Below are 12747 nucleotides of genomic sequence, written 5' to 3'. Positions count from 1 at the left end.
TCAGTGCAACGGGATCTTTAGCCTACCGGCCGCGGCGGTCACGCCGTGCCGTCAGCGGAGACCGGGGCGCCGCGTCCGCCAGACTAAAGACTCTCTGCACTCCAGACTAAAGACTCTCTGCACTATGGCGAGGAGGCGCAACGCCGCAATGCGCTTCGAGAGCAAGCGAGCAGCCGGCAGTTGTGGCTTGACGCGACACTAGTTCCTGAGCAAGGGCACAATTTCAGCCCTGAAGGGATAAATGGACATGGCAGTCTGGATACGTCGCGGCGCTTGGGCGCTGCTGGTCTTGGTGGTGTTGGTGGTCGCGGGTGCCGCCTTGTTCGTCGCGAGTTTCGACGCGAACAAGTACAAGGGGGTCGCCGTCGACTGGATGAAGACGCACCGGCAACGCACGCTTGTCATCGACGGACCGATCGAGCTGTCGATGTTCCCGCGCCTCGCCCTCAAGGTGTCGAAGGTCACACTGAGTGAAGCGGCGAAAGTCGAGAACTTCGCAGAGATCGACTCGGCCGGGCTAGCCGTCGATGTGCTGCCGCTCTTGCGCGGAGAGGTGGTCGTGGGGCGCGTCGAAGCCAAGGGGGTTCGCGTCACCTACCTGCGCGATGCCAAGGGCAAAAGCAACATCGACGACCTGCTGAAATCTGACTCCGAGCCCGACCAGGCGCGCACGAGCAAGCCGGTGCGTTTCGACGTGAGCGGCATCACGCTCAACGACTTGAAGGCCATTGTCAAAGATGACATGACAGGCACCAACGGCCAGCTGCTGCTGCGCTCCTTCAAGTCGGGTCGCCTTGCCAATCGCGTCGAGGCACCGGTGGACATGGACCTGCAGTTCGACTTCAAACAGCCCGCAGTCAAGGGCATGCTGAGCGGCGACACGAAACTGATGCTCGACACCGAGACGCAATCGGCCGCCTTGCGCCAGATGAGCCTGCTCTTCAAGGGCGACGCCCCCGGCGCCAGCGCCGTCGATCTGGCGCTCAAGGGCAGCGTAGCCTGGGATGGCTCGAAGAAGAGCATCAACGCCGATGCACTCTCGCTTCGCTTGAGCGGCCACACCGGCACCTTGAAGCACGACGGCAGCACCTTGTCGATCGATCGTTTCGCCTTCGAACCCGCTGCGCAAACGCTCATGCTGCGAAAGTTGCAAGCCGCAGTGAAAGCCACGCAGAGCGGGCATCCAGTGACGCTGGACCTCGAATGGCCCGAGCTCGCCGTCGCAGGCAAATCGATCAGCGGCAGCGCCTTCAGCGGCAAACTCTCACGGGGCGGCGACATGCCCTTGACCGCGAGGTTCAAGAGCGCGGCGCCCAGCGGCAGCTTTGAAGCAGTGCACCTGCCTGCGTTCGAGGCGCAGGTCGAAAGCGACGCGCCTCAGCGCAAGTTCGCTGGAACGTTGCGAGGCGACCTCACGATCAAGCCATCGCAAGCCACACTGGTCATGGACAAACTTGACCTGCAAGCCAAGGTGCAGGAATCGCAGCTGCAGCCGCTCGCGCTCAATGTGCGGGGCAATGCGATCGCGTCGACCCAGCGCTCGAACTGGAACATCGCCGGCCAGCTCAACGACAACCGCTTCTCGACCGAAGGTACAGCCACGCTCGCAGGCGACACGCCGCGGATCACAGCGAAGGCCAACTTCGATTCGCTGGACCTGAATCGACTGCTGGCCACCACGGCGGCTCCTGCCAAGCCTGCAAAGGCGAGCAGCACCGATACGCCGGTCGACCTGAGCGGTTTGCGCGCAGTGAACGCCCAGGTCAGCCTGCATGCCGGGCGCTTCGTCTTCCAGCAGTACAAGGTGGCCGATGCCCGCATCGAAGCCTCGCTCGAAGGCGGCATGCTGCGCATCAACGAACTGCAGGGCAAGGCCTGGGGCGGACAGTTGAATGCGACTGCGTTTGCCGATGCGCGGGCCAGCCGCATCGCGATCAAGGGCAGTGCCACGGGCGTGGACGTGAATGCGCTCATCAAGGACGTCGCGGCGAAAGACTGGATCGAAGGCACGGGCCGTGTGAGCTTCGATCTCGACAGCGCAGGGCGAAGCGTGAACGAGATCAAATCGCGGCTGAAAGGCAGCTCGGCTTTGCTGTTGCGCGATGGCGCGGTCAAGGGCATCAACCTCGCGAAGAGCTTGCGCCAGGCCAAGGCCGCGCTCACGATGAAGCAGGATGCCGCGCAGAAGGCGAATGAGACAGAGAAAACCGACTTCAGCGAGCTGTCGGCCAGCTTCCAGATCGCCGACGGCGTGGCGAGAAATCGCGACCTCGACATGAAGAGTCCATTCCTGCGCATGGGCGGCGAAGGTGCGATTGACGTGGGTCGCGGGCGCATCGACTATTTGGCGCGCGCCACAGTGACATCCACGATGAAGGGGCAGGACGGCGCCGATCTCACGTCACTGAAAGGGCTCACGATTCCGGTGCGGCTGACCGGGCCGTTTGAATCGCTGGACTGGAAGATCGAGTGGTCCACGGTCGCCGCGGCTGCCGTCACGAAGCAACTCGAAGACAAGATCGGCCAGCAGCTCGGCCTCAAGCCCGCGCCTGCAGGCGCGTCCAAGCCATCGCCCACCGACATGCTCAAGAAGGGCCTGAAGGGACTGTTCAAGTGAGCGATCTGCAAGTGCGCATCGCTGCGCTGAACGTGTATCCGATCAAGAGCTGCGCGGGCGTGAGCCTGAACGAGGCACTGCTGGTCGAAACCGGTTTGGAGTTCGATCGAGCCTGGATGGTCGTCGATGGGGCGGGCCGTTTCGTCACGCAGCGTGAGCTGCCTCGCATGGCTTTGATACGCCCGAGCTTGAAAACGCACGAGATGGTCCTTCGCGCCCCCGGCATGCTGGCGCTTCATATCGCCCTTGATGCCATTGAGGCACCTTGCCGCGTCACGGTGTGGAAGAACGAGGTCGCGGCCTACGACATGGGTGCGCTCGCGGCACAGTGGTTCAGCGACTTCCTGGGACAGACGCTGCGCCTCGTGCGCTTCGACCCCGAGCAGAAGCGTCTCTCGAATCGCCAGTGGACCGGCGAGCTCGAAGCGGAAAACGCCTTCTCTGACGGCTACCCGGTCCTCGTTGCCTCTCAGGCCGGGCTCGACGAATTGAATCGCCGTCTCGCCGCTGCCGGCCATGTGGCGGTGACGATGGAACGTTTTCGTCCCAACATCGTGATCGACGGCGTCGAGTCGAATGGCGAGGATCACCTCGACGACATCGGATTCGACACGCCCGACGGCGCCGTTCGGATCAAGCTCGTCAAGCCCTGCACGCGCTGCCCCATCCCTGACATCGACCCAGCCACCGCCGAGCGCGGCCACGCGGTGCGCGATGCTCTTCTCACCTACCGGGCAGATTCGCGTGTGGGCGGAGCCATCACCTTCGGCATGAACGCGGTCATTGTCGAAGGCATCGAGCGTGAGCTTCGCGTGGGGCAGACCGGTGCCGCGAACTACAAGTTCGACTAGCCGGCACACCAAGCTTGGCGTTGCCAATGGTGTATTTCGTGGTGAGCGTCACTGCCTACCTTGCTCCCGCAGGATCCGTGGGCAATGCCTTGGCATCGCGCCCGCCTAAAATCCGCCTTTCCCTCGAAGTCCAGAAAGTCCTCCATGAGCCTCAAATGCGGCATCGTGGGCCTGCCCAACGTAGGCAAGTCCACTCTCTTCAACGCGCTGACGAAAGCCGGCATCGCCGCGGAGAACTACCCCTTCTGCACGATCGAGCCCAACGTGGGCATCGTCGAGCTGCCCGACCCGCGCCTCGACGCGCTGTCGGCGATCGTGAAACCTGAGCGCGTCGTCCCGGCCATTGTCGAATTCGTCGACATCGCGGGGCTGGTCGCCGGTGCATCCAAGGGTGAGGGCCTGGGCAACCAGTTCCTCGCACACATCCGTGAAACGGACGCCATCGTGAACGTGGTGCGCTGCTTTGACGACGAAAACGTCGTACACGTCGCGGGCAAGGTCGATCCGATCTCCGACATCGAAGTCATCCAGACCGAGCTGTGCCTTGCCGACCTCACCACGGTCGAGAAGACCTTGCAGCGGACCACCAAGGTCGCCAAGGCGGGCGACAAGGAAGCGCAGCGCCTGCTCGACGTGCTCAACAAGTGCCAGGCCGCGCTCAACGAAGCCAAACCTGTGCGCAGCATCGATTTCAGCAAGGATGAACAGATTGTGCTGAAGCCGCTGTGCCTCATCACCGCCAAGCCGGCGATGTTCGTGGGCAACGTCGACGAGAGCGGCTTCGAGAACAACCCCTACCTCGACAAGCTGCGTGCCTACGCAGACCTGCAAAGGGCCCCAGTCGTTGCCATCTGCGCGAAGACCGAAGCCGAACTCGCCGAGATGGGAGACGAAGACCGCCTCATGTTCCTGCAGGAGATGGGCCAGACCGAACCCGGCCTGAATCGTCTCATCCGCGCCGCCTTCAAGCTCCTGGGCCTGCAGACCTACTTCACCGCCGGCGTGAAGGAAGTGCGTGCCTGGACGATCCACGCTGGCGACACCGCTCCGCAGGCCGCGGGCGTGATCCACACCGACTTCGAAAAGGGCTTCATCCGCGCCCAGACCATCGCCTATGACGACTTCGTCTCGTTCAAGGGCGAACAGGGTGCGAAAGATGCCGGGAAGATGCGGGCGGAGGGCAAGGAATACGTCGTGAAGGATGGGGACGTGATGAACTTTTTGTTCAACGTCTGATGACCGAGCCATCTTTCCTGGAACATCAGGGAAGGCCGAGACCCATGAACCTTTGTTGTTTCTGGGCGTTGCCGGCAATTCCACGAGTAGCCATCTGGATGGAACTCAACCTCGGTAATTCACCCTTGCGGCGAATGCGCCCACATTCACCGCACCAAATGCGGCAAATAACTTGTCGCTGCAGCGAATGAGACTCACAATCACCGCATGAATAGCGGCGATTACCTCTACATCTGGCAGGCGCCTGACTGGCCTCACTGGCGCTACGACATCTCAGCACTGGCGCAGACCATGGCCCAGGTCAGCCGCGCCCAAGGGTTGCTGCTGGGTCGGCTCGCGGATATGAGGCTGGGTCTGCGCGACGAAGCCAGTCTGGCCGCCCTGACCGACGATGTGCTCAAGACCAGCGAGATCGAGGGTGAGCACCTGAACGTGGCATCCGTCCGCTCCTCCATCGCCCGTCGATTAGGGGTGGACATCGGATCGCTGGCACCCGTCGACCGGCACGTGGAGGGTGTGGTGGAGATGGTGCTGGACGCGACCACGCAGCATATGAAACCACTCACGCCGGAACGTCTCTTCGCATGGCATGCGGCGCTGTTTCCCACGGGCTACTCTGGCCTCACCAAGATCACGACGGGCGCATGGCGAGATGATGCCCACGGCCCCATGCAGGTGTTTTCCGGTCCGATGCCTCGCCAGCGGGTGCACTTCGAGGCGCCACCGGCTGATCGCCTGACGTCCGACCTGACCGTCTTCCTACGTTGGCTGAATGACCCGGTCCACAGCGATCCGGCACTGATCCGCGCAGGGCTCGGACACCTGTGGTTCGTGACTCTGCACCCCTTCGATGATGGGAACGGCCGCATTGCACGTGCTGTGGGTGACCTGCTACTGGCACGTGCCGACGGCAGCCCTCAGCGCTTCTACAGCCTGTCCGCGCAAATCCAGCGCGAGCGCAAAGCCTATTACTACATCCTGGAGCGCACGCAAAAAGGCTCGATGGACGTGACTGAATGGCTGCGTTGGTTCCTCGACATGCTCAGCCAAGCGCTGGGCCAAGCGCATGGCGTACTGGACGCCGTGCTGTTCAAGGCGCGGTTCTGGCAAGGGCTGCACGGTGCCACGTTGAATGAACGTCAGGTCAAGGTGCTGAACCGACTGCTAGATGGCTTCGAAGGCAAGCTCACCAACAGCAAATGGGCGGCGCTGGCCAAGTGCTCGTCGGACACCGCGCTGCGAGACATCAGCAACCTGGTCGAGCGGAGGATCTTGCTAAGAACTGCGGCCGGCGGGCGCAGCACGAGCTATGAGCTGAAGCCTCTTTGAGAGGCACCCCAGTGAAGCAGACACCAGATCGGTGTGAGCAATCTCCCACTACATATCGATAGCCAACACTAACTTTTTAATGCCGCAACCGCAATCAGCACTCTCGCCCAGAGAGTGCTAGTATTCGCGGAACCCAAAACCTCCCCAGGGGTCTATGAGTACCATGAACCTGTCCTCTCCTACCTCGGCTCTGATCGTTCGCGACCCGTGGACGTTGGTGCCGTCACTGGGCAACCTGGACGCCTACATCTCTGCGGTAAACCGCCTCCCCCTGCTCAGCCAGGAAGAAGAGATGTCGCTGGCGCGCCGGCTGCGTGAAAGCGCCGACGTGGCGGCCGCCGGGCAACTCGTGCTGTCGCACCTGCGGCTCGTGGTTTCAATTTCTCGCCAGTACCTCGGCTACGGCCTGCCCCACGGCGATCTGATCCAGGAAGGCAATGTCGGCCTGATGAAGGCGGTGAAGCGCTTCGACCCTGACCAGGGCGTGCGCCTCGTCAGCTATGCCATGCACTGGATCAAGGCCGAGATTCACGAATACATCCTCAAGAACTGGCGCATGGTCAAGGTCGCCACGACCAAGGCGCAGCGCAAGCTGTTCTTCAATTTGCGTTCGATGAAGCAAAGCATGAAGGACGAAGCCGCGGACGTCCACACCCATCGCAATACCCTCACCCAGGGCGAAGTGGACACGATGGCGCGCAAGCTGAACGTCAAGCGCGAGGACGTGCTCGAAATGGAAACGCGCCTGTCCGGCGGCGACGTGGCTCTCGAGCCGCAAGCCGACGATAGCGAAGAAAGCTACGCACCCATCGCCTACTTGGCGGACGACTCGAACGAACCGACGCGCGTGCTCGAAGCGCAGCGCCGCGACTGGCTGGCTGGCGATGGCATCGTGAAGGCGCTCGACGCCCTCGATGCACGCAGCCGCCGCATCGTCGAAGAGCGCTGGCTCAAGGTCAATGATGACAACTCGGGCGGCATGACACTGCACGACTTGGCCAGCGAGTACGGCGTCAGCGCCGAGCGCATCCGCCAGATCGAAGTGGCGGCCATGAAGAAGATGCGCAAAGCTTTGAGCGAAGCAGAGGTCTAAGCACGACGCTCGCAAGCGGCGCTTAGAGCCTTTCGCGGATCACTTCCGCAGTGCTTCGCAAACGCGGACCCTAGGGTCCGCGTTTTGTTTATCGCGGCAACATTCTTCACGCATGAGCGTCTTCGCGCCGTCATCCCCCGCTTCGCCTGAGCGACAGAGCTGAATACAACGGAGCGCATAGTAGGGCTCCCACATTCAACTAAATCAAGCGGCCACACGCCGTTCTCAACGAATGAAAATTCGTAGTAACTCATTGGTGGAGATGCAGCCGCTGCTGCCTGACAAACAGGAGAGCGGCTCCTCACAAGCCCCAAAAGATCACCACGCCATGGAGGCAAGGTGGAAACAAAGCAGCCTGTTTTTCGCAAAGAGTGAAAAGTTGGAGCCAAGCGGGTTCCAAGGCGTATATATCTCCAGGAATGAGCCTGCCGAGTTCCGGCAGCAAACTCGTGAGGCGCTTCGGAAAATCGATTCCAAGCCCGCCGGCGCCTGGGCGTTGCAGCAGCTTGCAGCGTTGAATGAGTTCAATCCAAAGAAGATGGTGATCATCAAGCAACCGCCCTCACCGGACCACGGGAGCACGGCGACGGCAGCGTGGGAAAACCCCAAATGGCCCAGCCCATGGCTGAACCACTTGTCGACGCTTAGTGCCAAGAGATGCAAGGACGAATTCATTCCATATGTCGCGGGCCAAGGGGCCGACCGCAGCATCGTCGAGTTCGTCCCGTCACAGGGACTGAAATTCGAAGCCGGCGAGCATAGACCTACAGAAGATCCGAGCCTCGGATTCACCACGCTAGGGCACGAACTTATCCATTCCATCCACCATTTACACGGAACCTCTTATCGGCCGGAATTCGGCGATGCCTCTCATGATTCCGACTGGGGCGCTGCCGAGGAAGAACTGCGAACGTGCGGTGTCGGTCCATGGCGCGACGAAATTCCTTCGGAGAATGCGATACGCCGCGAGCATGGTGTTCGGGAAGCGCCTAATTACTCGGGGAACACAGGCAAGAAATTGCGGCCTCCTCCTGAAACCAATTCCCCCCATACTGAACAGCGGTTACGCGAACTCGGCGCTGTGCACGGACGGCCGCTGGGCAGACCACCGCTCAAGGAAGATTGACAGCGCAGCGACGTCGTCGTCTTGATCAACTTGCAGCCACTGAACTGGATCGCAGTTCGGCTTGGAACAGCGCGACCTTTGTCGAGACTGGCGCAAGCGCTCGCATCCTCAACTGACAGATTCAGCCTGCCGCAAGCAAAGCCTTGACGTCCGCATTCAGCGCTTCAAGCCCGCTGCCGTAGCCCTCGAAAAGCCGCACCTGACCTTTGGTGTCGAAGAGGTAGGTGCCCGCAGTGTGATCGACGGTATACGACCCGGGCGTCTTGCCTGGAGACTTCACAAAGAAAACTTTGAAGCTCCTCGCGGTCGCCGTCGTCTGTTCAGGCGTGCCCCGCAAGGCGATGAATGCGGAATCGAAATTGCCGACGTAGCTCTTCAGAACCGCTGGTGTGTCGCGCTCGGGATCGACTGTGATGAAGATCGCCTGCAAGCGGTCGCCGTCTTTGCCGAGCATCTTCTTCACCTGTGCGAGTTCGGCCAATACGATGGGGCAGACATCGGGGCATTGCGTATAGCCGAAGAACACGGCCGTAACCTTTCCCTTGAAATCGTCCGGCGTGCGTGTCTGTCCGTTCAGGTCGGGCAATGAGAACCGATAGTTCGCGCCGGTGATATCTACACCTTTAAAAGTACTTGCCGACGAGGACGCCGAGATGCCGAGCTTGTCGCAGCCGGCCAGTCCGCCCAGGACGAGCGAGCCCACGGCAACACATGCCGAAACGATCAACGAACGCCGGTTTGCCATAGCAGAGGACTCACGTAGTGATCCACCAGCAGCGCGGCGAATAGCAGCGAGAGGTGGATGATGGAAAAGCGGAAGGTCTTGCGTGCAAGCATGTCCGAATACGAACGCCACAATTTCCACGCATAGCCGGTAAACCCCGCGCCAAGCAGCACAGCGGACACGAGATAGATGTAGCTGCTCATGCCCGACACGAAGGGCAGCAAGGTGCCGGCGAACAGCACCAAAGTGTAGAGAAAGACGTGCAGCCGCGTGAACTCCGCTCCGTGCGTCACGGGCAGCATCGGCAGGCCCGACTTGCGGTAGTCCTCGGCGCGATAGAGCGCCAGCGCCCAGAAGTGCGGCGGCGTCCATAGAAAGATGATGAGGCACAGTATCCACGCTTCGGCCGTCACGTCGCCGCGGATGGCGGCCCAGCCGAGCACCGGCGGCATGGCTCCTGACGCACCGCCGATCACGATGTTCTGCGGTGTGAGCGGCTTGAGTACCACCGTGTAGATCACTGCGTAGCCGACGAATGTGGCGAAGGTAAGCCACATGGTCAGCGGATTCACGACGAAGTACAGCAAGGCGCTCCCGGCCACGCACAGCACTGTGGAGAACATCAACGTTTGCGTGTTGGTGAGTTCGCCCTTGGCCGTGGGGCGCCACGCCGTACGCGCCATCTTGGCATCGATGCCTTGCTCGACAAGACAGTTGAACGCCGCCGCCGCGGCGGCCACGAGCCAGATACCTACCGTCGCCGCCAAGGCCATCTTGAAGTCCGGCAAGCCCGGCACCGCGAGCAGCATGCCGATGACAGCGCAGAACACGATGAGCTGCACCACCCGCGGCTTGGTGAGGGCGTAGAACTGCCGGATTCGCGAAGGAGCGCGCAAGGCGGCGGAAGTGGACACAGTGTCTGACATGGGGAATCGCGAATTCTACGAAGCCGGCCTGCCGGCGGCAGACCACGTCGAGGAGGCGGCCTTGGGCTGACGCGCCGCCTCGTCTGACTGAATGACGCGAGCCAGGAGCAGCGTCATCACGATGAGCAGCATCGCCGCGCCCGCGGTATGCGCGAGGGCAGCTGCCAGCGGCCAGCCCAGCACGACGTTGCCGAGTCCGCTCGCGAGCTGCCACGCGCCAACGCCTGCGAGCGCGAGGGCGAATCTTTTCTGCGTCGCTCCACCGGTTGCCGCCAGTCGCCACGCGAGGAGGCCAATCGCAGTGAACACGACGAGCGCACCGATGCGGTGGGCGACGTGGATCGCCGTCAACGCGGCGAAGGGAATCGTCTCGCCGTCGTGGCCGATGCCGAGCTTGCGCAGGATGGTGAAGCCGTGATTGAAATCCATCGAGGGCCACCAACTGCCTTGGCATATGGGGAAATCGGAACAGGCGAGAACGGCGTAGTTCGTGCTGACCCATCCGCCGAGCGTGACCTGCGCGACGGCGAAGATCAACACAAGGACGACGGCCCTCTTGTGTCGAGAGGTCAGGGCGATCGGCGCACGCACGCAGACCTGACTCTGCGCAGCAAGCAGCATCAGCAGGATCATCGCGCCCATCAGGTGCATGGTGACGATGGCGGGGTAGAGCTTGAGCGTCACGGTCCAGGCACCGAATGCGCCTTGCACGCACACGCCGATGAAAGTGGCTGTAGGCCACCACGGCGAGGCGGTTTGCATTGCACCGGCGCGATCGCCGGAAGCCGACGATTTGTGTCGTACGCGCCAATGCTCAAGCCAGCTCACCACCATCAGGATCGTGATCAGCACGCCCACACCCGTCGCGAGGTAGCGATGCAGCATCTCGACCCACGCCTTCGCATGCGTCACCGGCCCGCTGGGCAATGCAAATTGCGCAGAGCTGATTTCTTGGTGCGCACCCAGCTGGCTCACGCTGCCGTAGCAGCCGGGCCAATCGGGACAGCCGAGACCGGAGTCTGTCAGCCGCGTGAACGCGCCGAAGAGCGTGAGGTCAAAGGTAAGGAACAGTGTCAACAAGGTCAGAGCGCGAAGCCGTTTCGCCGGCTGCGCACCGCGGTGACGCAGCCACCACCACGCAAGGGGCCCCAGCGCGAGCGTGAGCCCGAGCAACGCCATGCGAAGCACGGGCGAGAAGTCGTAGATCGACTGCGCGTTCATCTTGAACTCAGCTGCTTCGAAGCGATGTGGGGGTCGACATGTCAGCGGCCGGGCTGGTCCCAGGATGCAGAGGCACGCAGCAGCCGCTCGATGTCGCGCTTGAGCTTGGAGGGGTCGGGCTCGACGGGCGTGCGCAACATCCATTGACCCATCGGATCGACGATGTAGAGGTGCTCGGCGAGCTGACGGCCGCGGGCGGGCGCGAGCCAGCGCGACAAGTCGGCGCGCGGCACGCGCAGCACGGTGGGCGGGTCGATCACCGAGATGGCTTGAATCACTTCAGGCCGTGGCGCGCCGTCGTCGGGGATAAGCCAGACCTTGTCGACACGCCCTTTCTCGCCACCCAAGGTTTCGCGCAATTGCCTCTGCAGGTAGAGGTGTCGTTCACACAATGAGTCACAGGCCGCATCGGCCACGACGATGAACAACCACTGTCCGCGAAGGCTGGACGGTTTCACGGTCTCGCCAGACAGCGTCTTCATGGGCAGATCGCCGGGAAGTTCGCGCGTGGGCGTGATCAGCTCGCCGTAATTGTTCCGAGTCTGCGGACGGATGACAAAGTAAGAAAGGTACGAGGCCGCCACCGGGGCAGCGCACACGGCGAGCACGAGCAGCATCTTCATGCGACCCAGAGCCGTTCGGCGCGCGGCATCGCCGTCCACCCCCGGCATCGGCACGGAGTGCACCGTGAAGGTCACGGGCTCAGGCGTGGCGCGAGCGTCGGGGGCGGATGAGTTGGAACCAGACATACAAACCTGCCATGAGCGCACACAGGGCAAACCATTGAAAGGCGTAGCCGTGGTGCTTGTAAATGTCGACCGCCGGGCGCGGCCACTGACGCAGCAAACCGTCTTTGGCGTCGTTCGTGTCGTCCTGAACCACCGACAGAGGCAAGAGACTCAAACCCGTCTCGCCGGCAAACGCGCCAAGATTGAGATTTTGACGGATGGGGCCTGACGCCACCCCGCCGAAGTCATACAGCCTCGCAGGGGGCGGGGCGATGTGGCCGGCGATCTCGACCTCGCCGACCGGTGTTGTCAGGGCTGGCAAGCGCGTGCGGTCGAGTGGGTTGCGTGGCACCCAGCCGCGCTGGACCAGTACAGCCTCGCTGGCCCTTGTTCCCGCAAGCCGCAGCGGTGTGACGACGTAGAAGCCCGGCCGTCCATTCATCTGGCGGTTGTCGAGAAAGACGGTTGCGTCGGTCACCCACAGGCCGCGCAAGTGAACGCGACGGTAGCGCTGCGCGTCGGCGTCGCTCGCGCTGCGCGCGAGGGTCGAAGCTGCGATTTCGGGCATCGTTGCACGTTCAACAAGCGCTTGCTGCAAGGCCTCTTTCTGCGATGCGCGGCTCAACTGCCATACGCCGAGCCGGCCGGTCACACCCACTCCTGCGAGTGTCGCCAGCAGCACGATGAGTGCGCGGCGTGAAGACACCGCGGATGGCGTGGTCACTGCCTCACCTCAGGGGCTGAGAGCATTTCGAGCGTGTCCGAGCAGCACGTCAAAAGGCGCCTGATCTAGGTGCAAAGCGCAGCCATAGCCCGGGCTATGGCGAGCATTTGCAACGACGAGCAGGGGTCTTTTGGCGTGATGAGCGGGCATGATCGAAATACTCTCAGCCTCT

11 protein-coding genes are annotated in these 12747 nt (G+C 62.3%); 6 read left to right on the top strand and 5 right to left on the bottom strand.

The window, feature by feature from the left end:
* Positions 1–247 precede the first annotated feature (247 nt).
* From AC30NL_RS01040 to AC30NL_RS01015, 6 genes are all read left to right on the top strand, one after another.
* Positions 248–2617 (top strand): AsmA family protein, encoded by a 2370-nt coding sequence (locus AC30NL_RS01040; RefSeq protein WP_489462157.1) that lies wholly within the window; start codon positions 248–250, stop codon positions 2615–2617.
* Positions 2614–3468 (top strand): MOSC domain-containing protein, encoded by an 855-nt coding sequence (locus tag AC30NL_RS01035; protein WP_489462156.1) that lies wholly within the window; start codon positions 2614–2616, stop codon positions 3466–3468. The genes AC30NL_RS01040 and AC30NL_RS01035 overlap by 4 nt, the downstream gene beginning before the upstream one ends.
* 144 nt (positions 3469–3612) lie before the next feature.
* Positions 3613–4704: a redox-regulated ATPase YchF gene (ychF, locus tag AC30NL_RS01030; RefSeq protein ID WP_489462155.1), complete on the top strand. Its 1092-nt coding sequence runs from the start codon at positions 3613–3615 to the stop codon at positions 4702–4704.
* A 207-nt stretch (positions 4705–4911) separates the two neighbouring features.
* Entirely contained in the window at positions 4912–6033 is a 1122-nt protein-coding gene (locus AC30NL_RS01025) for a Fic family protein (RefSeq protein ID WP_489462154.1), read from the top strand.
* Positions 6034–6187: 154 nt separating this feature from the next.
* Positions 6188–7126 (top strand): RNA polymerase sigma factor RpoH, encoded by a 939-nt coding sequence (gene rpoH / locus AC30NL_RS01020; protein WP_489462153.1) that lies wholly within the window; start codon positions 6188–6190, stop codon positions 7124–7126.
* 232 nt (positions 7127–7358) lie between these two features.
* Positions 7359–8252 carry a M91 family zinc metallopeptidase gene (locus AC30NL_RS01015; protein WP_489462152.1) on the top strand — a complete coding sequence of 298 codons (894 nt, stop codon included), beginning with the start codon at positions 7359–7361 and terminating at the stop codon, positions 8250–8252.
* 121 nt (positions 8253–8373) lie between these two features.
* On the opposite strand, the gene AC30NL_RS01010 is transcribed toward AC30NL_RS01015, so the two are convergent.
* From AC30NL_RS01010 to AC30NL_RS00990, 5 genes are read right to left on the bottom strand one after another with little or no spacing between them, the layout of a single operon-like run.
* Positions 8374–8997 (bottom strand): SCO family protein, encoded by a 624-nt coding sequence (locus tag AC30NL_RS01010; RefSeq protein ID WP_489462151.1) that lies wholly within the window; start codon positions 8995–8997, stop codon positions 8374–8376.
* The gene (gene cyoE / locus AC30NL_RS01005; protein WP_489462150.1) at positions 8976–9902 is read right to left on the bottom strand and encodes a heme o synthase; all 927 of its coding nucleotides are present in this window, start codon (positions 9900–9902) and stop codon (positions 8976–8978) included. Before cyoE ends, AC30NL_RS01010 begins: the two co-directional genes overlap by 22 nt.
* A 15-nt stretch (positions 9903–9917) precedes the next feature.
* Positions 9918–11123, bottom strand: a complete 1206-nt coding sequence (locus AC30NL_RS01000) for a COX15/CtaA family protein (protein ID WP_489462149.1) — start codon at positions 11121–11123, stop codon at positions 9918–9920.
* A gap of 41 nt (positions 11124–11164) precedes the next feature.
* Complete coding sequence (locus AC30NL_RS00995) at positions 11165–11872, bottom strand: SCO family protein (protein WP_489462148.1); 708 nt, start codon at positions 11870–11872, stop codon at positions 11165–11167.
* Positions 11826–12575, bottom strand: a complete 750-nt coding sequence (locus AC30NL_RS00990; RefSeq protein WP_489462147.1) for an SURF1 family protein — start codon at positions 12573–12575, stop codon at positions 11826–11828. Before AC30NL_RS00990 ends, AC30NL_RS00995 begins: the two co-directional genes overlap by 47 nt.
* Positions 12576–12747 lie beyond the last annotated feature (172 nt).

The organism is Rhizobacter sp. (assembly GCA_021153565.1).
Classification (GTDB): domain Bacteria; phylum Pseudomonadota; class Gammaproteobacteria; order Burkholderiales; family Burkholderiaceae_C; genus Albitalea.
The sequence above is the reverse complement of the archived record's forward strand: the minus strand, read 5'-3'. Positions and strand labels throughout refer to the sequence as shown.